The sequence below is a fragment of the Micromonospora sp. NPDC047730 genome (assembly GCF_043204765.1).
Classification (GTDB): Bacteria; Actinomycetota; Actinomycetes; order Mycobacteriales; family Micromonosporaceae; genus Micromonospora.
Genome location: NZ_JBIDCU010000023.1, coordinates 48605 through 69903, shown reverse-complemented (window position 1 = coordinate 69903; position 21299 = coordinate 48605). Strand labels below are relative to the sequence as shown.

Sequence of the window (21299 nt, the reverse complement as noted above, 5' to 3'; positions counted from 1 at the left end):
CGGTTGTCCTCACAAACCATCGATGATCAACGCGGTGGCCGTCCTCATACCCGCGCTACGCCCAACGCCGAAGCCAAGTGACGTTGGAGTATTAAGGCCGCGCCGCTCGTGCGACTACCGCCTACCCCACCGTCGCAGGCGATCTGGGTCAGCATCTGCAGGACCTGGCGAAGCAGCACGTACAGCAACGACGTGCTCATGGCCACGAGCATGACGGCCGCGCAGGGCTCGAGCTCACACAGAACGCACTTCAGACAGCCGAACCGGATGTTCGAGCCCCACAGGTCCCGCTTCACGGAATTGTCCCCTTCGGTCGGCGTCGCTGCATCGGAAACCGGCGGTGCGACAGCGCGTGCGGCGGCCATTACGCAACATTTTGTCAACAGCGGTGAATGGCTGACACGTCACACAGTCGACGGCGGCAGACCGTGGTCCCGTCCCATCGCGCTGGCGGGGGAACGGAGAAGCTCGTGGCGGGGCGGGCCGGTGGATGCCCACCCCCGCCACGGCGTCACCCCCGCAGCAGCGGCAGCACCCGGCGGCCGAGCAGGTCGACACCGCCCGCCGGGGTCAGACCGTGCGGGGTGCCGAACTCCACCCGGGTGGCCCCGGCATCGAACACCGCCGTGGCCTGCGCCGCGACGTGTTCCGGGGTGCCGGAGAAGGCGAACAGGTCGAGCAGGTCCCCGCCGATCAGCGCGCCGGCGAGGTCGTGTTCCTGGCGGGCGACGTGCTGCTGGATCCGCGACAGCAGCTCCGGATCGATGTCGACGTTCGGGTCGAGGGCGGCGACCACGGCGAGGTACATGGCTACCTCCGTACGGGCCACCCGACGGGCCAGCGCGCCGTCCTCGTCCACCACGGTCACGGCACCGAGCACCACGCCGACCTGGTCACCGGCCCGACCGGCGGGCGCGGCGTCGTCCAGCCAGGCCCGCATCGTCTTGGCCATCGCCGGGTTGGCCGAACCGCCAACCTTGATCTCCGAGGCGAACGCGGCGGCCGTCCGGGCGGTCTGCTGACCCCACGTCCCCACCAGGACGGGCACGTCGGCGCGGACCGGGGCGTAGCGCAGGGCGGTACCGGGCGCCACGGTGAACTCCCGGCCCTGGAAGCCCCCGGCGTCGCGGGACAACAGCAGCCGGACCACGTCGACGGTTTCGGTGATCCGCCGCAGCGGCCGGGCCTGCGGCACCGCGATCTGATCCAGCCAGGTGCCCCGGGCCAGCCCGAGGTAGGCCCGCCCGTTCGACGCCAGGTCCAGCGCCGCGACCTGCCCGGCGATCTCCACCGGGTGCATGGTGAACGGGTTGAGGCAGGCCGACCCGAGCCGGATCCGTCGGGTGTGCCGCGCGGCCACCAGCAGCGGGAAGAACGGCGGCTGGTACATCAGGTCACCGAAGACCGACAGCACGTCGAAGCCGTGCCCTTCGGCGAGCTCGGCCAGCGCGGCGTACTCGTCGGCGCTCTTGTCGGACTGGAGTCCGATGCCGACCAGCCGGTGTCCTTCGTCGGTGCTCACGTGAGTTCTCCAGTCGGGATCTGTCGCCGGGCGGTCCGCTCGATCCGCAGGATGACCCGCTCGTCCGGATCCGGGCAGGCCACGTGGCAGTCCCGGGCCAGCCAGTCCTCCGGCGGCAACGGACGTTGCTTGGCCGGCAGCAGCGGCAGGCACGCCGCGAGGGCGTAGAGGCAGAAGTGCCGGCCGGTGGGGATGGTGAGCCGGCTCGACTCGGTCAGGTCGATGTGGTCGCCCGGCTGGAGGCCGCAGACGGAGCGGCCCTCGATCCGTTCCACCACCACCCGCAGGTCGTACAGGTCGGTGACCGGTTCCTCGGCGCTCAACGGAGGGCCTCAGCGTGGTGGTGCACGATCCGCCAGCCCCGCTCGTCGCGGCGCAGCACGTCCGTCACCCGGAAACAGTCGTCCGGCTGCCCGGTCGCGTACCGGGCCCGCAGGACGTAGCGGGCCAGGCCCGTGTCCTCCCACGCCTCGACCCGGAACTGCTCAGGGGCGACCGAGGCCGGGGGCGCGGCCGGGCCCCGGGCCGCCGCCCGACGGTCCCGCAGGTCGTCCAGGGCGGCCAGACCGTCCAGCAGGTCGGGTGCGTCGGACTCCCAGATCGTCAGTTCGGGGTGCAGCCGGGCGTCGAACGCCGCCCGGTCGCCCAACGACCGGTACATGTCGGTGATGGCGGCGGTGAGATCGTCAACGGTCATCGGGGCTCGCTTCCGGTCGGGGCGGACGGGGGTGTCGGGGGTGGATCAGGAGAGCTCGGCGAGGCGGGCGCGCAGCGGATCGAGCCCCATCGGCCCGAGCCGCAGGGCCCGCTGGTGGAACCGCTTGCGGTCGAACCCGGCGCCCTCGCGCCGTTCGACCTCCCGGCGGGCCTGCTGCCAGAGCCGCGCCCCGGCCTTGAAGGCCAACGCCTGCGCCGGCCAGCCGAGGTACCGGTCGACCTCGAACCGCGCGGTCGCCGGGTCCAGCCCGGCGACGCGGACCAGGAAGTCCACGGCCAGCTCGGGGGTCCACCGGCGCGCGTCGGTGAAGCCGGTCCCGGCCGGGATCGGTACGTCCAGGTGCAGGCCGAGGTCGATGACCACCCGGGCGGCGCGCCACATCTGCCCGTCGAGCATCCCGAGCCGCTCGGCGGGACCGGCGTAGAGGCCGAGCTCGTCGGCGAGGCGTTCGGCGTAGTGCGCCCAGCCCTCGGCGTACCCGTGCACCTGGCACAGCGACCGCTGCCACGGGTGCAGGTCGACGGTGGTGAGGGTGATCGCGTGCTGGAGGTGGTGCCCGGGCAGCCCCTCGTGGCAGAGCGTCCCGACGTGCCGCCACACCGGCACCGTCGACTCGCCGGGGGGCGTCGACCACCAGATCCCGCCCGGGCGCGTCAACCCGGCGTCGGGCGGGGTGTAGTACATGACCCCGGAGGCGGCGGGGCTGATCCGGCACACCACCCGGCGGGTGGCGGCCGGGATGTCGAAGTGCGGGCCGTCCAGGGCGTCGGTGAGCCGCTCGGTGCGCTCCCGCAGCCACTCCTCCAGGTCGGGCCCGACCGGCACCCGACCGGCGGGGTCGGCGTCCAGCCCGGCCCGTGCGCCCGCCACGTCCGGGTACCCGAGCTCGGCGGCGACCGCGCGCTGCTCGGCGGCGGTGCGGGCCAGCTCCTCCCAGCCGTACGCGTACAGCTCGTCCAGGTCGACGGTCGCGCCGAGGAAGCTGCGCGCGGTGACGGCGTACAGGTCGCGGCCGACGCCGTCGACGTCGGTGGCCCGTGGCGCCAGCTCGGCACGCAGGAACGCGGCGAAGTCCGCCGTCGTGGCGGCGGCCGAGCGGGCCCCGGCGGCCAGTTCCCCGGCCAGTGGCCCGTCCGGACACCCGGCCACCAGCTGGCCGTAGAAGTCGTCGGAGGTGACCCAGGCGGTGCACTGGTCGGCGACCGCCAGCACCTGCCGGCGGGCGACCAGGTGCCCCCGCCGGGCCGACCAGCGCAGCGTCTCGGCGTACTGGCCGAGGGCCGTGGGCACCCGGCGCAGGTGCGCGGCGACGACCGCCCAGTCCTGCGCGGTGTTGCGGGGCAGGTTGTCGAAGACCTGCCGGACCAGGTGCACCGGCGTCGCCAGCGGGGCGAGCAGCCGGGTGGTGAAGCCCGCGTCGTAGAGGTCGACCTCGCTGGCCAGCCGGTCGATCAGCGCGCCGGCGAGGGCCCGCTGGGCCGTGCCGTCGACACCGGCGCCGTCCGCCGCCGTGGCGGTGCCGCGGGCCAGCTCCGCGCGGGCGGCGAAGCCGTCGGGGGAGAGGTCCACGAAGTGCGAGTCGGGGGTACGACCCGCCGCCTCGGCGGCCTCCGGGTCCAGCCCGGCGAGCGCGTCGAGGTACCGGTCGGCGACCTCGGTGATCGTCGTCATCGGGCGACGCCGAGTCGGCCGTGGTCATCGCGGTAGGAGACGCCACCCTTGAGCACCGTGTGCAGGGTGCGCAGCGCGGACACCGAGCGGGTGGGATCGTCGCGCAGGACCAGCAGGTCGGCGTGCTTGCCCACCTCGACGCTGCCGAGCGTGTCGGCCTGGCCCAGCCACTGCGCGGGGCGGATGGTGGCGGACTTCAGGGCGTCGGCGACGGGCATCCCGGCGTCCACCATGAACTCCAGCTCACGCACGGTCGCGGTCGTCTCGTCGTAGCCGGCGTGCGGCGGCATGTCGCTGCCCAGCGCGATCGGCACCCCGTTGCGGATGGCGTGCTGGAGGCTCTCCCAGTGCCGGGGCCCGGCGGCCAGGGCGCGGTCCATCAGCCAGCCCGGCACGCCGGAGTCGCGGAAGAACTGCTCGCAGCGGCTGACCACGATGGTCGGGACGTACCAGACGTCCCGTTCGGCCATCAGCCGGGTCACCTCGTCGGTCAGCTCGTAGCCGTGCTCGACGCAGTCCAGCCCGAGTTCCACGGCGCGGCGCACCGACTCGGCCGGGCCGGCGTGCGCGGTGACCTTGCGCCCCCAGTCGTGCGCCACCCGGATCACCGCCGCCAGCTCGTCGTCGAGCAGTTGGGGGGTGTCGATCGACTCGAACTCGCCGGCGATCCCACCGGAGATGCACACCTTGATCAGGTCGGCGCCGGCCCGGATCTGCTGCCGGGTGAGCCGGCGGAACCCGTCCGCCCCGTCGGCCTCCAGCGCGTCGGCCTCCCAGCCGTGCCCCCCGGTGCAGCAGAGGGCGTGCCCGGCGGTGAAGATCCGCGGGCCGTCCACCGCGCCGCGTTCGATCCCCTTGCGCAGGGCGAAGTCGGCGTACCGGCTCTCGCCGACGAGCCGGGCGGTGGTGACGCCGGAGTGCAGGGTCCGGCGCGCCGAGTCGGCCATCAGCAGCACCAGCTCGGCGAGGTTCGACCGGTGCACCTCGTCGCCGAAGTGGCCGGGCAGGCCGAGCGAGAGGTGCACGTGCATGTTGGTCAGGCCCGGCATGACGTGGTCGCCGTGCAGGTCGACCACCCGGGCGCCGCCCGCCTCGGTGAGGACGTCGTCGACCGGCCCGACCGCGCGGATCGTGCCGTCGGCGCCGATCCAGATGCCGCTGTCGCGCTGGACGTCGTCCCGGACGCCGTCGTAGAGCGCGAGGTTGACCAGGACCTGTTCGGTGGGGATGTGCATGCGGTGTCCTCTACGCGGCGGGCACGGTGGTCTGCGCCACCGTGGGGTCGTTGAGCCAGCAGGCGGCGGTGCGGCCGCCGAGGTCGAGCGTGGGCGGCTGCTCGCCGCACGGCCGGAAGGCGTGCGGGCAACGCGGCCGGAAGCGGCACCCGACCGGCGCGTGTGCCGGGTCGGGCACCTCTCCGGCGAGCGTCCTGGGCAGCTGCGGGGAGGGTGCGATCTGCGGCACCGCGTCGATCAACGCCCGGCTGTACGGGTGCCGGGGCGAGGACCACAACTGACGGGTGGGCGCGGTCTCGACGATCCGGCCCAGGTACATCACCGCCGTGACGTCGGCGATCTCGTGCACCAGGGAGAGGTCGTGCGAGATGAACAGCATGCCCATGTCCAGGTCCCGGACCAGCCCGACGAGGAGGTTGACCACCTGCGCCTGCGACGACGCGTCCAGCGCGGTGACCGGCTCGTCCGCGATGATCATCCGGGGTTCCGGCGCCAGCGCCCGGGCGATGGCGAGCCGCTGCCGCTGGCCGCCGGAGAACTGGTGCGGGTACCGCTCTGCGGCCCCGGCCGGCATGCCGACCCGGTCCAGCAGGTCGGCGACCCTCGCCCGGCGGGCGGCGCCGGTCACCGTGTCCGGCACCCCGTCGAGGAGCTGGGCGCCGATGGTGCGCCGGGGGTTCAGCGACGCGTACGGATTCTGGAAGACCATCTGGAGCCCGACCTCCGGCACCGGCCGGCGCCGCCAGCCGAGCGGGGTGATCGGGCGGCCGGCGAACCGGATCGTCCCGGCGCTCGGCGCGGCCAGCCCGACCGCCACCCGGGCCAGCGACGACTTGCCGCAGCCGGACTCGCCGACCAGGCCGACGATCTGGCCGGGCGCCACCTCCAGGCTCACCCCGGCCACGGCCCGGACTGGCCCCCGGCCGCGCGGCTTGTACTCCACCTCGACGTCGCTGATCTCGAGCAGGTTGCCCGACCCGACCGGCTCGTTCATGCCGCCACCTCCAGGTGCGGACGGACCACGCAGGCCACCGACCGGTCGGTGCCGGCGGGGGACAGCGGGGGAGGCGCGGTGCCGCAGGACGGCTCGGCGTACCCGCACCGGGGTTGGAACGGACATCCGGGCGGCGTCTGCCCCGGCGTCGGCGGCCCGCCCGGGATGGGACGCAGCGTGCCGACGGCCTGGGTGCCGTGCGGGCGGGCGCCGAGCAGCGCGGCCGTGTACGGGTGGCGCGGCGCGGTGAGCAGCGCTCCGGTGGGGCCGGTCTCCACCACGCGCCCGGCGTAGAAGACGTACCCGCGGGTGGTGAGCGCGCTGAGCACCCCGAGGTCGTGGGTGATGAAGGCGACGGCCAGCCCGGTCTCGGCGCGCAACTGGTCCAGCAGCGCGAGGATGCCGGCCTGCACCGTCACGTCGAGCGCGGTGGTCGGCTCGTCGGCGATCAGCAGCCGGGGGCGGGCGGCGAGGGCGATCGCGATGGCCGCCCGCTGCCGCATGCCGCCGGAGAACTGGTGCGGGTACGCCCGCACCGCCCGCTGCGGGTCGGGGATGCGGACCTGGTCGAGCAGTTCCACCGCCCGCCGGTCCGCCGCCCGCCGGTCCAGGCCCAGGTGGACCTGCATGTGTTCGGTCAGTTGCCGGCCCACCGTGAGCATCGGGTGCAGCGCCGCGGTGGGGTCCTGGAAGACCATCGCGATGCCGGCGCCACGCACCTTCTGCCAGCGCCTGGTGTCCAGGCTGAGCAGTTCGGTCCCGGCGAACCGGGCCGACCCGGTGACCTTGGCGCCGGCGGGCAGCAGACCGAGCAGGGTCTGCGCGGTGAGGCTCTTGCCGCACCCGCTCTCCCCCGCGATACCGACCATCTCGCCCTCACCGACGGTGAACGACACGTCGTGCAGGATCGGCAGCGGCCCCGTGGGGCCGGGCAGGGTGACGGCCAGGGAGTCGACTTCGAGCAGCGGTCGCATTCTCAACGTCCCTTCGCGTAGCGGGGGTCGATCCGGTCGCGCAGCGCGTCGCCGAGCACGTTGAAGGCCATCACCACGGTGAGGATGGCCAGGCCGGGGAAGACGCTGACCCACCACATGGAGAGGTCCTGCGAGCCGAGCGCCACCATCGAGCCCCACTCGGCGGCCGGCGGGCGGGGGCCGAGGCCGAGGAAGGACAGCGCGGACAGCAGCAGCACGGCGTTGCCGAGCTCCAGGGTGGCCAGCACGATCGCCGGACCCACGCTGTTGGGCAGGACGTCGCGGCGCAGCGCGCGCAGCGGTCCGACGCCGAGCAGCCGGGCGGCGCTGAGGTAGTCCTCGCCGCGCATGGTCAGCACGGCGCTGCGGATGACCCGGGCGTAGACCGGCCAGGAGACGATGACCAGCGCGAGGACGGCGTTGCGGGTGCTGGGCCCGAACGCGGCGGTCACCGCCATCGCCAGGATGATCTGCGGGAACGCGAAGACCAGGTCCGTCAGGCGCATCAGCGCCTCGTCGACGAACCGTCCCACGTAGCCGGCGACCAGGCCGAGCAGACCGCCGATCAGCAGGGCGAGCGAGACGATGGCGAGCGCGAGCGGGATCGACAGGCGGGAGCCGTGGATCACCCGGCTGAACACGTCCCGGCCGAGGGCGTCGGTGCCGAACCAGTGCGTTCCCGACGGCGGGGCATACGCGTCCGGGCTCTGTGCCAACGGGTCGTACGGCGCGACGACCGGGGCGAACAGCGCCATCAGCAGCCACCCGCCGAGGATGACCAGGGCCGCCACGGCGATCGGCTGCCGCCAGATAGGCCGCCCGGTGGAGCGACCGCGTAGCCGGCCCAGGAACCGGCGCCGAGCCAGCGCGTCGGTCGCCTTCGGCTCGGGCGCTATGGGGTCGGGCGCGAGTGTGGTCATGACAGCCGGATCCTCGGGTCGATGAGCCCGTACAGCAGGTCGACGGCGAGGTTGACCAGCGTGTAGACCAGCGCCACGAACAGGCTGACGCCGAGGATCGCGGGCAGGTCCAGCGCCGTCGCGCTGCGGTACGCGTACTGGCCGAGGCCTGGCCAGCCGAAGATGTTCTCCACCAGCACCGTGCCGGAGAGCAGCGAGGCGAAGGCCAGACCGGAGACGGTGATCACCGGGACCAGCCCGGCCCGCAACAGGTGCCGGCGGAACACCACCCGGGCGGGCAGGCCCTTGGCGTACGCGGCCCGGATGTAGTCCTGCTGGAGCACCTCCAGCATGGACGAGCGGACGAACCGGACCAGCATCGCCACGGTCAGGCTGGTCAGCACGAGCACCGGCAGGATCAGGTGCTGGGCGGCGTCCCAGGCGACGTCCCACTGACCGGCGAGGGCGGCGTCGACGGTGTACATCCCGGTCACCGTCGGCGGCGGGCTGAAGTCGGTGGAGAGCCGGCCGCCGCTGGGTGCCAGGCCGAGCTGGTAGAAGAACACGTAGAGCACGACGAGCGACAGCCAGAACGGCGGGGTGGACAGGCCGAGCAGCGCGCCGACGCGGATCAGCTGGTCGGTGATCCGGCCGTTGCGCACGGCGGCGAGCATGCCGATCCCGGTGCCGATCAGTAGCGCCAGCACCATGGTGGGGATGGCCAGTTCCATGGTCGCCGGCACGTACTGCAACAGGTCGTCGGTCACGGTGCGGCCGGTCTGCTGGGAGATGCCGAGGTCGCCCGTCAGCAGGTTGCCCAGGTACTGGAGGTACTGCACGTACAGCGGCTGGTCCAGGCCCCACTTCTCGCGGAACGCGGCCACCGTCGCGGGGTCGTTGAGCGCCTGGTCGGAGAGGTTGGCCGTGACCGGGTCGCCGGGCACCACGGTGACCAGGCCGAACGTCACGATCGTGACGCCCAGCAGCAGGCCTGCCGTGATCGCCACCCGCTTGGCCAGGAACACCAGCAGGGACCGGTGCGGCCGAGGCCGGGACGCGGTCGTGGTGACCGCGCCCGGCTCGGCGTCGTCGACTGTCGTCGTCATGAGATGGTTACTCCCGGCCGACGGCGGCCAGGTCGACCTGCCAGCCCGCGGCGGTGTAGTCGGTGCCGGTCAGGTCGCCGCTCGCCACGACGGTGGAGGAGTTGTTGGCCAGGACGACGTACGGCGAGGCGGCGTTCATCGCCCGCTGCCACTCCTGCATGGCGGTGGCCCGGGCGGCCAGGTCGAGGGTCTCGGTGACCTTCTTGCCGGCGGCCACGACGGTCGGGTCGGCCCGCTCCACCGTCCAGCCCGAGCGCAGCGCGGTGGCCTGGCCGGGGGACATGTTGTTGATCAGCGAGTCGGCGACCGGGTAGTTGAGGCTCTGCGGGGTGAACCCGAGCGCCATCTTGCCCGTACGCATCTCGTCGAGGAACGTGGTCAGCGGCTGCGGGGTCAGCTCCAGCTTGATGCCGGCCTCGGCGGCGTCGCCCTGCACCTTGGTCGCCACCGTGCCCAGGTCGACGCCCTTGTACGTGATGGCCGGGTAGTTGAACTTGACGGTGGGGTTGGTCAGCCCCGCCTCGGCGAGCAACGCCTTGGCCTTCGCCACGTCACGCTTCGACTCCTCGCCGGCGGGCAGCGCGCCCGGGTAGGCCGGGGCCACCAGCCCGGCGCCGGGGGCGGCGCCCTTGCCGTACAGCCCGGCGATGCCCTGGTAGTCGATGGAGGCCCGCAGCGCCTGGTTGAACTTCGCGTTCGAGGTGACCCCGGAGACGGCCGGGTCGGCGTTGAGGAAGAGGAAGTAGACGGTGTCCTGCATGGCGGAGGTCTTCAGCGTGTCCGGCAGCCCCTCCAGCAGCTTGCCGGAGATGTCCAGCGCGATCTCGGAGCCGCCGGCCCGCTGCATGGTCAGCTTCTGGGTCTGCACGTCCATGTTGCGCAGCACGACCCGGCCGAACTCTGGCTTGGTGCCCCAGTAGTTGGGGTTGGCCTCCAGCACCACCTGCGCCGACGGGTCGTACGACTTCAGCACGTACGGGCCGCTGCCGATGGAGTTCTTGTCGAGGTACTGCTGGGCGGTGTCGGTCTTCGCGGCGTCCGCGGCGTCCGTCGCGCCGTTCTCCTTGGCGACCTTGGAGTTGACCACGCCGGTCGAGGGCATCGCGAGGACCACGGGGATGTTCGGGTCGGCGGTCGCCGAGGTGACCACCACGGTCCGCTCGTCGGTCTTGGCGACCGTGAGGCCGCTGACCATGACCGCCGGGCTGGCCTTGACGTTCTTCAGCCGGTTGAGGGAGAAGACCACGTCGTCGGCGGTCAGCGGGCTGCCGTCGGAGAACTTCACCCCCTCGCGGAGCTTGAAGGTGAAGGTCTTCGCGTCGGCGGAGGCCTCGTACGACTCGGCCAGCGCCGGGACGGGCTTGCTGACGTCCGAGCCCTTGAAGGTCAGCAGGGTGTCGTAGAGGGAGTGCACGGCGGTGAGGCCGGTCGCCTCGTAGATCCGGCCGGGGTCGAGCGTCTTGAGGACGAACGAGGTGTTGACGGTGAGGGTCTTGGCCGAACCACCGTTACCGTTTCCTCCGCTGCCGCCCGCGCTGCACGCGGTGCTGGAGGCTATGACCAGCGCCGCCAGAGCGATTGCTCCGACGCGGAGCCGGCGAGGGGACACCGACATGCTGTTCCTACCTTCGTATGGGCCGGCCCGCGCGGGACGGGCTCTGGGGGTTGTCGCGCCGACGTCGCCGGTGACGCCGAGGTCGGGGGCCGGTGCCAACCGATGGCGGCTCGCGGGGGCTTCGCCCGTAGACCGTCATGAGGTTGGATGTATCCGGGCGGGACTCCTGTCCGGTTCGTGCCCCGACGTCGCTTGTCTAGTTACGCCAAACACGTTCGCCTTGTGTTTGACCATGCTAGACAGGGGCGTATAGTTGCGTCAAACATTTCTAGCCACACTGTTTTGGAACGGGGAAAGACGCATGCTCGGTGACCAGCTCCGCGACCTGCGCCAGCAGCACTCCCTCACGCTGCGCCAGCTCGCGGCCGCGGCCGACGTCTCGCCCGCCCTGCTCAGCCAGATCGAGAACGGCGCCACAGACCCCAGCCTGGCCACCCTGCGTAAGCTCGCCAAGGTCTTCGACACCTCCATCGCGGCGCTGTTCTCCGAGCCGGACGCGCCGCTGGTGCACATCAGCCGGCCCGGCTCGCGGACCCGGCTCGCCGCTCCCCCCGGGCAGATCGCCTACGACCGCCTCACCCCGGGGCGGGGCGACCTGGAGGTGCTCGAAGCCGAGCTGGCGCCCGGCGACGCCAGCTCCGGCGAGCCGTGGGCGCACCCCTCGACCGAGTGCGCGATCGCCGTCACCGGCGAGGTCGTCGCCGAGATCGGTGGCGAGAAGTACGTGCTGAGTACCGGCGAGGCGATCACCTTCGACTCCCGGCTGCCCCACCTCTACCGCAACGCCAGCGACCAGCGGGCCCGGCTCATCATCGCGGTCACCCCGCCTACCCCCTGACCCATCCGGCACGTCACCCGGCCCGCGTCGCGCACGCGGGCGGTACGACGCCGCCCGTCGAAAGGACCCCGCAGTGGACCGCGACAGCGTCGACTGGTTCGGCTACCTGCCGGCCGTCACCACCCCGTTCACCGCCACCGGCGAGCTGGACCTCGCCGCCTGGCGCGTCCAACTGGACTGGCTCGCCGCCGAGCGGCTGCACGGGATCATCGTCGGGGGCACCACGGGCGAGTGGTTCAGCCTCACCGAACAGGAACGCGCCGCACTGTTCCGGACGGCCGTCGAACGGGTCGGCGACCGCCTCACGGTGCTCGGCGGCTGCAACGCGTACACGCCGGCGGAGGCGATCCGGCACGCCGAGGCCGCCCGGGACGCCGGCCTGCACGGCATTCTGCTCACCCCGCCGCCGTACGTGGTGCCCACCCGGTCGGAGATCGTGGCCTTCTACCGGACCGTCTCCGAGGCGGTCGACCTGCCGCTCTGCGTCTACAACTGGCCCCGTGGCACCGGCGTCGACCTGGACGCCGACCTCCTGTCGGAGCTGAGCGGGCTGGACACCGTGGTGGCGGTCAAGAACTCCACCCCGGATTTCGGCGGATTCGTCCGCAGCCTCGTCGCCCTGCGCCACCGCGTGCGCTACTTTGGCATCCCCACCAACGAGGTCGGCATCGAGCTGATGACCACGATCGGTGGCGACGGGCTGATGGGAGCCGGCGCCGTGCTCGGCGCCGACCACCCCGACTTCTTCCGCGCCCTGCGCGCCGGTGACCTCGACCGGGCCCGGGTCCTCGGCGCCCGCGACCGGGTGATCATGGAGGACTGGTTCGGGCCGGACTACGGCGCCCGGTTCGGCAACGCGCAGGCGATCATGAAGTACGCGCTCACCCTGCGCGGCGTACCGGCCGGTCACGTCCGCGCGCCGCTGCTCCCGCTGACCCCCGCCGAACAGGACCGCGTCCGGGCCACCATGACCCAGCTCGACCTGCTCCCATGACTTCGTACGACACGGCGGTCATCGGCGGCGGTCTGCTCGGCTGCGCGACCGCCTGGCACCTGGCCCGCGCCGGCAACCGGGTCCTGCTCGTCGAGAAGGACCAGGTCAACCGGCACGCCTCCGGGCAGAACGCGGGCAGCCTGCACTTCCAGCTGGAGTTCCGGATGGTCGAGCACGGCGACGACGCGGCCCGCGCGGCGGCCCGCGCGCTCCCGCTGCACCTGGACGCCATGCGGGCCTGGGCCACCGTCGAGGACGAGCTCGGTGAGCGGTGCGGAGTGTCCCGCACCGGCGGGCTGATGCTCGCCGAGACCCCGGCGGAGATCGCCGTGCTGGACCGGAAGGCCGCCCTGGAACGCGAGTACGGCCTCGACGTCGCCGTGCTCTCCGGCCCGGAGCTGCGCCGGTTCGCGCCGTACCTGGCGGACACCGTGCTCGCCGCCGGTCACGTGCCCGGCGAGGGCAAGGCCAACCCCCGGCTGGTCACCCCGGCGCTGGCCCGGGCCGCCGGCCGGTACGGCGCCGTGCTGCGTACCGGCTGCCGGGTCACCGGGCTGCACCGGCGCGGCCCGCACTGGGAACTGCGCACCGGGACCGGGCCCGGGGACACCGCCGGGGAGACCCACCTGGCCGACACGGTGGTGCTCGCCGCCGGGGTCTGGACCGCCGAGCTGGCCTCGATGGCCGACGTCCGGCTGCCGGTCTTCCCGGTCGGGCTGACGATGAGCGCCACCGCCCGCAGCCGGCCGTTCCTGCCGCACCTGATCCAGCACGTCGGCCGGCGGCTGTCGATGAAGCAGACCGAGGACGGCAACGTGCTGATCGGTGGCGGATGGCCGGCCAAGCTGGTCAGCCGGGCCGGACAGGTCGACCTGGAGACCAACCCGGAGCTGCGGTACGAGTCGCTGGTCGGCAACGCCGACGCCGCCCGGGTGGTCCCGGCGGTGTTCGACCTGCCGGTGATCCGGACGTGGACGGGCATGACCACGCTCACCCCGGACCACCTGCCGCTGCTCGGCGCGGTCCCGCGCCGGCCCGGACTGTTCGTCGCCACCGGCGGCTCGGCCTTCACCCTCGGCCTCACCTACGCCCGGCTCCTCGCCGGCATGGTCGTGACCGGCGAGACCGACCGGTCGATCGAGGACTACTCACCCTCCCGCTTCGGAGCGCTGAACTTTGTCTGAACACCGCCCGTCGAACCCCCCGGACGCGCCGAGGCGCACCCCGATGGGCCGACCCGCGCCGGTCACCATCGAGGTGGACGGGCGGACCGTTCCCGCCCACCCGGGCGAGTCGCTGGCCACCGCGCTGCTCGCCGCCGGTGAGCGGTCCGTCGGCACCACGCGCGGCGGTGCCCGCCGGGCGCCCTACTGCAACATGGGGATCTGCTTCGAGTGCGTCGTGACGGTGGACGACGTGCCCTGCCAGCGTTCCTGCCTGATCCGGGTGCGGGCCGGCATGCGGGTCCGCACGGCGGTGCCCCGGTGAGCGCGCCCGACGTGGTGGTGGTCGGCGCCGGCCCAGCCGGGCTGGCCGCCGCCGCCACCCTCGGCCGGCACGGCGCCGCCGTCACCGTCGTCGACGAGCAGGAGCAGCCGGGCGGGCAGATCTACCGCCAACCGCCGGCCGGGTTCACCCCGCCGGCCGGATCGTCCTCCGCGGGTCGGGCGCTCCTGGCCGAGGCCACCGCCGCTCCCGGCGTCCGGTGGCTCGCCGACACCACGGTGTGGGGCGTCCTCGGCACCCGGGCCGGCCTCGACGGGTACGCCGGCGACCAGCCCCCGCCGGGCCGCTACCGGGTCGCCACGCACGGTCCGGCCGGGGTCCGCCTGCTCGAACCCCGGGCGGTGCTGCTCACCGCCGGCGCGTACGACCTGCCGGTGCCGTTTCCGGGCTGGACCCTGCCGGGAGTGCTCACGGCGGGCGGTGTGCAGACGTTCGTCAAGGCACAGGGCCTGCTGCCGGGCGGCCGGTTCGTCCTGGCCGGGGGCCACCCGCTGCTGCTGGTCGTGGCCGCCCAACTGGTTCGGGCCGGCGCCCAGGTGGTCGAGGTCGCGCTGATCCAGCGCCGCCGCGACCTCCTGCCCGGACCGGCCGGGCTGGCCGCCGTGGCGGGCGCGGGAGGCAAGCTCGCCGAGGGTGTCGACGCGCTGCGCGTCCTACGCCGGGCGGGCGTGCCCGTCCGGTTCGGCACGGTGGTCCGCCGTGCCGCCGGCGACCCGGACCTGACCACGGTGACCCTCGCCGAGGTCGGCCCCACGGGGCTGCCGGTGCCCGGGACCGACCGGGACGTTCCCTGCGACGTGCTGGCGCTGGGGTACGGCTTCGTCCCCTCCGTCGAGCTGGCCCGGCAGGCCGGTTGCGCGGTGACCTGGAATTCCCCCGCAGGCGGCTGGGTGGTCCGGCACGACGAGTGGCTGCGGACCTCGGTGCCTCAGATCGCGGTGGCCGGCGAGCTGACCGGCGTCGCGGGTGCCGAGCAGGCGGAGGTCGAGGGCCGGCTCGCCGCCCTCGGCGTGCTGCGCGGCCTGGAGCTGCTCGACGAGCACCGGGCCGTCACGCTGGCCCGCCCGATCCGCCGGGAGCTGCGCCGCCGGCGACGCTTCGTCACGCAGGTGCTCGACCGGTTCGCGCCGGACCGGGCGGCCCTGGGCAGCCTGGTCACCGACGACACCGTGCTCTGCCGGTGCGAGGAGGTGCGGGCCGGCGACGTGCGCCGCGCGCTGCGGGCCAATCCGCACCTCGGCACCGCGAACGCCGTGAAGCTGGTGACCCGCGCCGGGATGGGCCTGTGCCAGGGGCGGTCCTGCCAGCCGGGCCTCTGCCAGCTCATCTCCACGCTGACCGGCCGGGGGCCGGAACAGGTCGGCGCGTTCACCGCTCAGGCGCCGGTCAAGCCCGTCCCGCTGCGTGCCCTCGCGGTCGGCGACGAACCGTCCGCCGCGGACTGACCGAGGATCGGCCCAGTCGACGCGACGCAGATCGGCCCCGCCATCGGGCCGATCGGGCCGTCAGGCCCGCGGGGACGCTTCCCGTGACCGCTGAAGGGCTGGAGCTTTCGCCATGACGACCGCTGACATGTGCCGCGCTGCCCGTGGGCCTGGAACGCCTCCCGCTGGCTGCTGGAGGTGGAACGGGTCCGCCCGGTGACCGTGCGCTTCCACGTTATGAGCCTGTCCGTGCTCAACGATGGCCGTGACGGGTTGCAGGAGTGGTACCGGGAGTGGCTCAGGCCCGGCATGGGCCCGGTGCGGGTGGCGATCGCCGCCGAGCAGAAGCATGGTAACGAGGTGCTGTAGCTCCACCCGTCGCCGGTCAAGCCGGCAGAGATCTACTTGTCGTGGAGGGGGCTCTGGTGCATGCGTTCCGGTGCGGCGCTGTGCTGCCGGATGGGCCGCTGCGGGGAAAACGGGTTCGGGCGGGTTGGTTAGCTCGGGCAGGATGGCGGGGTGATCTGGGGGACACGGGTTCAGCCACCGGTGCTGGAGGAGGGCGGGCCGCTCGCCGCGGTGCGCCGCGCGGTCGACGCTGCTGCCGCAGACGGGTGGGAGGCGTTGAACCCTTTGGTCGAGGTGCTGCTTGAGGCCGACGCTGCTGGTGATGAGGCGGTGGCGCGGTCGGCGTTGGCGATGGTGACCGGTGTTGCCGGGTTGGTGACGCGGCTCGACGCCCACGCGCGTCAGGGACCCTGGTACGGCACGTACCAGGAGCCCGCGCTGCGGCGGGTCAGGGCGCGCTTTTCGGGTGTGACGTCAGGGCCGGTGGCGATGGCGTTGGCCAGTATGGACGGTGACGGGCGGGCCCGGGAGCGTGCGGTCGCGGCGATGGTCGCTCGGCCTTGGCCGGAGGTGATGCCGTTCCTGGTGTTGCGTACCGCTGATTGGGTCAAGCCGGTGCGGGATCGGGCGCGGGCCGGGCTGGCGGTGCTGCTCGCTGACGATCCCGATGCTTATCTGCCAGCGGTGCTGCCGATGGTGCTGCGTCTCGATGCTCGGGCGCGGGGTGGTTTTGCTGTCACCCAGGTACGGGCGGCGTTGCTCTCGTCGTCGCCCGAGGTGTGGCGACGGCTGTTCGGCTCGGGTGGCCGCCGGCAGCGGCGGTTCGTGTTCGACATCGCCCTGTCGCAGGGATGGCTGCGTCTGCCCGACTATGTGACCAGCGCCGAGACTGACCCGGATGTGGGGATTCGGGTCCGGGCGGCGGAGGCGGCCTGCCGTGAGGCGGTCTGGACCCGCCGGCTCGATGTCCTGCGCCGCTTAGCCGGGTCGCGGCGGCCCGAGGTGCGGGTGGTGGCGTTGACCGGGCTGGTCCGGGTCGGCCACGACTCTGACGTTGCCGTGCACCTGGACGATGACGCGCCGCTGGTGCGGGCGGTGGCCCGGGACGCGGCCCGCCGCCTCGGCATCGACGCGCGGGAGCACTACCGGACCGCAGCCATTGTCGCGGAGCCGCTCCTGGGGGCGATCGCCGGACTCGCCGAGACCGGCTCGGCCGCGGATGCTCCGCTGCTGAGGCCGCTGCTGAGCCACCCGCTGGCCAAGGTCCGAGCCCAAGCGGTCAGGGGTCTGCGCATGCTGGATGCTGTCGTTGTCGCGGACCTGGTTCCGCTGTTGCGGGATCCGTCGCCGGCGGTGGTCCGGGAGGCGACCGCCGCGCTGCGGCCGTTGGCCGGTGCCGTGCCGCCTGGCCTACCGTGGGAGCTGCTCGCGGATGGCCGGGTGGAGTTGCGTCGGGCCGGCTACCGGCTGCTGCGTGGCCACGGCGTCGACGTCGAGTTGCGCGCCGCCCTGGCGCTCACCCTCGACCCGGATCCTCGCCTGGCTGGACGTAGCAAAGCCGATGTAACCCGCCTCGCTCGAGACGCCGAACGAACGACCTGGCGCCGCAGCCCGCGGCCGCAGCTGTCGGTCACCGCGACGCAGCACACCGAACTGGTCGCGTTGGCAGCCCGAGCGACGACGGTGCTCGGCGAGAACACCAGCCAGAAGCTCGCGACCTGGCTGGCGCGTACCCGCCCCGACGGATGATTGCTCTCTGCCACGTACAGCCCGGGAACGTCGACTTCCCTGGCGACGTCGACTGGCCCGGGTCGGTAGCTTGAACACGACAGCGGAGGACGCCAGTGGATGATCGGACCGGCGACGCCGTCGATGAGGCAGTCCCCGCGTTCGAGAATGCTGCGGTTCTGGAATGGGTCATGAACTCCTCGTTGGCGATCACCCACCCGGTACATGTTGAGGTCGTCGACGGGGAGGGCTGGAACGTGCGGCTCCGCGACGGTCAGCCCGATCCGGAGGCGTGGCAGTTTCTGCTCGATCTGGGCGGTCCGTACGATCTGCGGTTCGCGGATGGAAGTGTGCTCGAGGTCGACGTCGCGGGTGTATCAGACGGTCCGTGGCATGCGGTAACCCGATGGCAGGATGCGGCGTCGTGACCGTCCGGCGGCCCGTACGCTGCGCTGCTGTGCTCGTCCCCTCGCTGCTGACGGTTCGTGTCGGCACGGGGGCGAGACGGCTCGCCGGCAGCACGGAGCACGCCGAGCCGGACGGCGGGATGAGAAAGTCGAGCAATGGAAGGCGAGCTTGCGGCGGCGACCCGCCGAGCCCTTCGCTGGTACGCGCCACCACTGAGGCGAGAGGTTTGGTGACGTGGCTGTAGCTGCTGCCGATCGCGGGACCAGGATCCATACGGGAGCCCGGATCGGTCAGGCCGTCGCGGTGAAGGCGTCGCCTAGGACCTCCATCGCCTCGGTGAGGAGATCCTCGGGGATCACCAGCGGTGGCAGGAACCGGAGCACGTTGCCATACGTGCCGCAGGTCAGCGTCACAACGCCCCGGGAGTGGCAGTACGTCGATACCGTCGCGGCCCGGGCGGCGTCCGGGGTGCGCCCGTCTGCGCCGACCAGTTCGATCGCGATCATCGCGCCGCGCCCCCGGATGTCGCCGATCGTCGGATGGGCGGCGGCAATCTCCCTGAGCCGGCTGAGCATCAGTTGTCCGAGGCGCCGGGCGGCCGAGTTCAGATCCTGCTTCCGCATGATCTCCATTGCCCCCAGCGCGGCGGCGCAGGCAATCGGGTTGCCGCCGTACGTCCCACCGAGCCCACCGACATGTACCGCGTCCATGATGTCGGCGCGGCCGGTGACCGAGGCGAGCGGAAGACCGCCGGCGATGCCCTTCGCGGTGGTGATCAGGTCGGGCACGACACCTTCGTGGTCGCAGGCGAACCAGTCCCCGGTGCGGCAGAACCCGGTCTGGATCTCGTCGGCGACGAAGACGACGCCGTTGTCGCGGGCCCAGGCGGCGAGCCGGGGCAGGAAGCCCTCCGCCGGTACGACGAATCCGCCCTCGCCGAGGATCGGTTCGATGACGACACACGCCACGTTCGCCGCGCCGACCTGCTTCTCGATCTGGTCGATGGCCCGCTCGGCCGCCTCGGCGCCGGAAACCTCACCGACCTCGCGGAAGGGATAGGAGTTGGGTGCGCGGTAGATCTCGCCGGCGAAAGGCCCGAAGCCCTGCTTGTACGGCATGTTCTTCGCGGTCATCGCCATGGTGAGGTTCGTGCGCCCGTGGTACGCGTGGTCGAAGACCACCACCGCGTTCCGCCCGGTGTGCACCCGTGCGATCTTGACCGCGTTCTCGACCGCCTCCGCCCCCGAGTTGAGCAGGACCGACTTCTTCGCGTGGTCGCCGGGGGTCAGCTCGGCGAGCCGCTCGCAGACGTCGACGTACCCGTCGTAGGGGGTGACCATGAAGCAGGTGTGAGTGAACGCCCGCACCTGCGCCGCAACCCGTTCGGCCACCTCAGGGGCCGCGTTACCGACCCCGGTGACGGCGATACCGGAGGCGAGGTCGATCAGCACGTTGCCGTCCACGTCGCGCAGCACTCCGCCCCCGGCCGCCTCGACGAACACCGGCAGGGTGGTGCCTACCCCGCCGGCGACCAGGCGCTGCCGGCGGGCGAACCGTTCCCGCGAGACCGGACCGGGGATCTCAGTGGCGAGGTGACGCTGCTGGGGGAGGGCCGGCCCTCCGAAGATCGCTTCCGACATGCGGCAACGGTAGGGAGGGCGGTCGGAGCGGGGCCTCCGCCGCCCGGTATAAAGGGTGAACCCGCGCTTGTACAGTGCGCACAAGACTCGAGCCCTGGAGGCAGACGTGCCGGCCACCCTCGGCGCCCTGCTGGCGAACCCGGAACTCGGGTTGCGGATGCTGACCGATCCCGGACCCGGGTCCGCCGCCCTCCGGGTGCCGATCCGCTGGGTGGCCGCCAGCGAGCTCGACGACCCGACGCCGTACCTGCAGGGCGGCGAACTGCTGCTGACGACCGGCCTGCGGATGCCACGCGACCGGGCCGGTCTCGCCGCGTACATCGGCCGGCTGCTCGACGCCGGTGTCGTCGGGCTCGGCTACGGCGTCGGGCTGGTCACCAAGGTCGTGCCGGACATCCTGGTGCGGGTCGCCGGTGAGCGGGGCCTGCCGCTCGTCGAGGTCGACCGCCCGACCCCGTTCATCGCCATCAGCAAGGCGGTCTCGGACCTGCTCGCCGCCGAGCGGTACGCCGAACTGTCCCGCGGCTTCTCCGGGCAGCAGGCGTTGGCCCGGGCGGCGGTCACCGGCCGCGCGCCGGGTGTGCTCGGCCGGCTTGCCGCGATCCTTGATGGCTGGGCTGCACTGCTCGACCCGGCCGGTGAGGTCCGGCGGGTCGCCCCGGACTCGGCGCGGCCCGCGGCCGGCGTCCTCGCGGGTGAGGTGGGCCGGTTGCGCGGCCGCCGTCACGCGGCGCTCTCGCTGGTGCAGGCTGACTCGCACGTGGTCGTGCACCCGCTGTCGACATCGTCGCGTGGTCGCGGGTTCCTCGCCGTTGGGACGAGCCGGCCGCTGGGCGCCACCGACCAGTCGCTGGTCAACGTCGCGACCGCGCTGCTCTCCTTCGACCTGGAACGGTCCTTGGTCGAGGAGGTGACCACGCGTGCCGCGGCGATCATGCGGCTGCTGCTTGACGGCGGTCAGCCCGGCGACGACATCCTCGCCGGGCTCGGCGGGGCTCTGGTCACCCGTCCCCGGCTGCACGTCACGGTCCTCACCGGCGAGCCGGCCGTCCTGGACGGGGTGTTGCTCGACTTGATTGCCGGTCTCGGTGACCACGTGCTCGCCGCCGTGGTCGGCGGCGACTTGGTGGCCGTGACCGCCACGGAGAAGGACCAGGAGATCCTGCGCCGGACGATCCCGGAGGACGGTTCCGTCGCCGCGGGCACCAGCCACGGCTCCGGTAGCAGCCAGGTGGCGGGTGCGATCAGGGAGGCGCGGCAGGCGGCTGCGGCGGCCCGGACCGTGGTGCCCCCGGTCCTGGACTACGCGGGGGTCCACCACACCGGCGCGGTCAACCTGGTGGACCTGACCGCACTGACCGCCTTCACGGACACCCTGCTCGGCCCGCTCGACGAGTACGCCCGGACCACCGGGATCGACCTGGTGGCCTCCCTGGCCGCGTGGCTCGGGCAGCACGGCCAGTACGACCCGGCTGCTGGGTTGTTGAACATCCACCGGCACACCCTCCGCTACCGCGTGCAGAAGGCGGAGGCGTTGCTCGGGCGCGATCTGTCCTCCGCCGACGCGCGGATGGAGCTCTGGTTCGCCATCACGGCACGGCGGCGGAGGTTGTCCACGCCGGCCAGCTGACGCCGCGTGTGGCGCCACTGCGTACAACGGCGCTGGCCGTCGGTGTGCG

General features: G+C 72.9%; 20 protein-coding genes and 1 pseudogene. 9 read left to right on the top strand and 12 right to left on the bottom strand.

All coding sequences use genetic code 11. The features are described from left to right. Window positions 1-44: 44 nt before the first annotated feature. From ACGF5G_RS32080 to ACGF5G_RS32030, 11 genes are all read right to left on the bottom strand, one after another. Entirely contained in the window at window positions 45-365 is a 321-nt protein-coding gene (locus ACGF5G_RS32080) for a hypothetical protein (protein ID WP_393269797.1), read from the bottom strand. A 146-nt stretch (window positions 366-511) separates the two neighbouring features. After that, window positions 512-1522, bottom strand: a complete 1011-nt coding sequence (locus ACGF5G_RS32075; protein WP_393269794.1) for an LLM class flavin-dependent oxidoreductase — start codon at window positions 1520-1522, stop codon at window positions 512-514. Continuing rightward, on the bottom strand, window positions 1519-1845 hold the full coding sequence (locus ACGF5G_RS32070; protein ID WP_091105867.1) for a TIGR04076 family protein: 327 nt from the start codon (window positions 1843-1845) through the stop codon (window positions 1519-1521). Before ACGF5G_RS32070 ends, ACGF5G_RS32075 begins: the two co-directional genes overlap by 4 nt. Further along, entirely contained in the window at window positions 1842-2219 is a 378-nt protein-coding gene (locus ACGF5G_RS32065; RefSeq protein ID WP_393269791.1) for a nuclear transport factor 2 family protein, read from the bottom strand. The genes ACGF5G_RS32070 and ACGF5G_RS32065 overlap by 4 nt, the downstream gene beginning before the upstream one ends. Before the next feature lie 45 nt (window positions 2220-2264). After that, window positions 2265-3911 carry a DUF885 domain-containing protein gene (locus tag ACGF5G_RS32060; protein WP_393269787.1) on the bottom strand — a complete coding sequence of 549 codons (1647 nt, stop codon included), beginning with the start codon at window positions 3909-3911 and terminating at the stop codon, window positions 2265-2267. Then, entirely contained in the window at window positions 3908-5146 is a 1239-nt protein-coding gene (locus ACGF5G_RS32055; RefSeq protein ID WP_393269784.1) for an amidohydrolase family protein, read from the bottom strand. The genes ACGF5G_RS32060 and ACGF5G_RS32055 overlap by 4 nt, the downstream gene beginning before the upstream one ends. Window positions 5147-5156: 10 nt before the next feature. Continuing rightward, a complete protein-coding gene (locus tag ACGF5G_RS32050; protein WP_393269782.1) occupies window positions 5157-6140 on the bottom strand; it encodes an ABC transporter ATP-binding protein in 984 nt (327 codons plus the stop codon). Further along, on the bottom strand, window positions 6137-7114 hold the full coding sequence (locus ACGF5G_RS32045; RefSeq protein WP_393269779.1) for an ABC transporter ATP-binding protein: 978 nt from the start codon (window positions 7112-7114) through the stop codon (window positions 6137-6139). Before ACGF5G_RS32045 ends, ACGF5G_RS32050 begins: the two co-directional genes overlap by 4 nt. Window positions 7115-7116: 2 nt before the next feature. After that, window positions 7117-8034, bottom strand: a complete 918-nt coding sequence (locus tag ACGF5G_RS32040; protein ID WP_393269777.1) for an ABC transporter permease — start codon at window positions 8032-8034, stop codon at window positions 7117-7119. Further along, window positions 8031-9119: an ABC transporter permease gene (locus ACGF5G_RS32035; RefSeq protein ID WP_393269775.1), complete on the bottom strand. Its 1089-nt coding sequence runs from the start codon at window positions 9117-9119 to the stop codon at window positions 8031-8033. The genes ACGF5G_RS32040 and ACGF5G_RS32035 overlap by 4 nt, the downstream gene beginning before the upstream one ends. Window positions 9120-9126: 7 nt before the next feature. Next, window positions 9127-10734 carry an ABC transporter substrate-binding protein gene (locus ACGF5G_RS32030; protein ID WP_393269773.1) on the bottom strand — a complete coding sequence of 536 codons (1608 nt, stop codon included), beginning with the start codon at window positions 10732-10734 and terminating at the stop codon, window positions 9127-9129. A gap of 301 nt (window positions 10735-11035) precedes the next feature. Here ACGF5G_RS32030 and ACGF5G_RS32025 point away from each other — a divergent pair, with 301 nt between their 5' ends. From ACGF5G_RS32025 to ACGF5G_RS31990, 8 genes and pseudogenes are all read left to right on the top strand, one after another. Continuing rightward, window positions 11036-11572 carry a helix-turn-helix domain-containing protein gene (locus ACGF5G_RS32025; protein ID WP_393269772.1) on the top strand — a complete coding sequence of 179 codons (537 nt, stop codon included), beginning with the start codon at window positions 11036-11038 and terminating at the stop codon, window positions 11570-11572. A gap of 73 nt (window positions 11573-11645) precedes the next feature. After that, a complete protein-coding gene (locus ACGF5G_RS32020) occupies window positions 11646-12566 on the top strand; it encodes a dihydrodipicolinate synthase family protein (RefSeq protein WP_393269770.1) in 921 nt (306 codons plus the stop codon). Then, window positions 12563-13750, top strand: coding sequence for an NAD(P)/FAD-dependent oxidoreductase (locus tag ACGF5G_RS32015; RefSeq protein WP_393269768.1), 1188 nt, complete (start codon window positions 12563-12565; stop codon window positions 13748-13750). Before ACGF5G_RS32020 ends, ACGF5G_RS32015 begins: the two co-directional genes overlap by 4 nt. A 43-nt stretch (window positions 13751-13793) precedes the next feature. Beyond that, entirely contained in the window at window positions 13794-14054 is a 261-nt protein-coding gene (locus ACGF5G_RS32010) for a (2Fe-2S)-binding protein (RefSeq protein WP_393269765.1), read from the top strand. Beyond that, window positions 14051-15517, top strand: a complete 1467-nt coding sequence (locus ACGF5G_RS32005; protein WP_393269763.1) for an NAD(P)/FAD-dependent oxidoreductase — start codon at window positions 14051-14053, stop codon at window positions 15515-15517. The genes ACGF5G_RS32010 and ACGF5G_RS32005 overlap by 4 nt, the downstream gene beginning before the upstream one ends. 129 nt (window positions 15518-15646) lie before the next feature. Beyond that, window positions 15647-15862, top strand: a pseudogene (locus tag ACGF5G_RS32000) (disulfide bond formation protein DsbA); the annotation flags it as partial. 183 nt (window positions 15863-16045) lie between these two features. Then, the gene (locus ACGF5G_RS31995; RefSeq protein WP_393269760.1) at window positions 16046-17593 is read left to right on the top strand and encodes a HEAT repeat domain-containing protein; all 1548 of its coding nucleotides are present in this window, start codon (window positions 16046-16048) and stop codon (window positions 17591-17593) included. A gap of 95 nt (window positions 17594-17688) precedes the next feature. Continuing rightward, on the top strand, window positions 17689-18000 hold the full coding sequence (locus ACGF5G_RS31990; protein WP_393269758.1) for a hypothetical protein: 312 nt from the start codon (window positions 17689-17691) through the stop codon (window positions 17998-18000). Window positions 18001-18270: 270 nt separating this feature from the next. Here ACGF5G_RS31990 and gabT read toward each other — a convergent pair whose 3' ends face one another. Next, window positions 18271-19620, bottom strand: a complete 1350-nt coding sequence (gene gabT, locus ACGF5G_RS31985) for a 4-aminobutyrate--2-oxoglutarate transaminase (RefSeq protein ID WP_393269755.1) — start codon at window positions 19618-19620, stop codon at window positions 18271-18273. Between the two features lie 106 nt (window positions 19621-19726). Between gabT and ACGF5G_RS31980 the strand changes: the two genes are divergently transcribed. Next, complete coding sequence (locus ACGF5G_RS31980; RefSeq protein WP_393269752.1) at window positions 19727-21250, top strand: PucR family transcriptional regulator; 1524 nt, start codon at window positions 19727-19729, stop codon at window positions 21248-21250. Window positions 21251-21299 lie beyond the last annotated feature (49 nt).

Coding starts and splice junctions, on each gene's coding strand:
- ACGF5G_RS32055 (WP_393269784.1), bottom strand. CDS start 5,146: ATGCACATCCCCACCGAACAGGTCCTGGTCAACCTCGCGCTCTACGAC.
- ACGF5G_RS32045 (WP_393269779.1), bottom strand. CDS start 7,114: ATGCGACCGCTGCTCGAAGTCGACTCCCTGGCCGTCACCCTGCCCGGC.
- ACGF5G_RS32030 (WP_393269773.1), bottom strand. CDS start 10,734: ATGTCGGTGTCCCCTCGCCGGCTCCGCGTCGGAGCAATCGCTCTGGCG.
- ACGF5G_RS32015 (WP_393269768.1), top strand. CDS start 12,563: ATGACTTCGTACGACACGGCGGTCATCGGCGGCGGTCTGCTCGGCTGC.
- ACGF5G_RS32035 (WP_393269775.1), bottom strand. CDS start 9,119: ATGACGACGACAGTCGACGACGCCGAGCCGGGCGCGGTCACCACGACC.
- ACGF5G_RS32080 (WP_393269797.1), bottom strand. CDS start 365: ATGGCCGCCGCACGCGCTGTCGCACCGCCGGTTTCCGATGCAGCGACG.
- gabT (WP_393269755.1), bottom strand. CDS start 19,620: ATGTCGGAAGCGATCTTCGGAGGGCCGGCCCTCCCCCAGCAGCGTCAC.
- ACGF5G_RS32065 (WP_393269791.1), bottom strand. CDS start 2,219: ATGACCGTTGACGATCTCACCGCCGCCATCACCGACATGTACCGGTCG.
- ACGF5G_RS32025 (WP_393269772.1), top strand. CDS start 11,036: ATGCTCGGTGACCAGCTCCGCGACCTGCGCCAGCAGCACTCCCTCACG.
- ACGF5G_RS32040 (WP_393269777.1), bottom strand. CDS start 8,034: ATGACCACACTCGCGCCCGACCCCATAGCGCCCGAGCCGAAGGCGACC.
- ACGF5G_RS32010 (WP_393269765.1), top strand. CDS start 13,794: ATGGGCCGACCCGCGCCGGTCACCATCGAGGTGGACGGGCGGACCGTT.
- ACGF5G_RS32050 (WP_393269782.1), bottom strand. CDS start 6,140: ATGAACGAGCCGGTCGGGTCGGGCAACCTGCTCGAGATCAGCGACGTC.
- ACGF5G_RS32060 (WP_393269787.1), bottom strand. CDS start 3,911: ATGACGACGATCACCGAGGTCGCCGACCGGTACCTCGACGCGCTCGCC.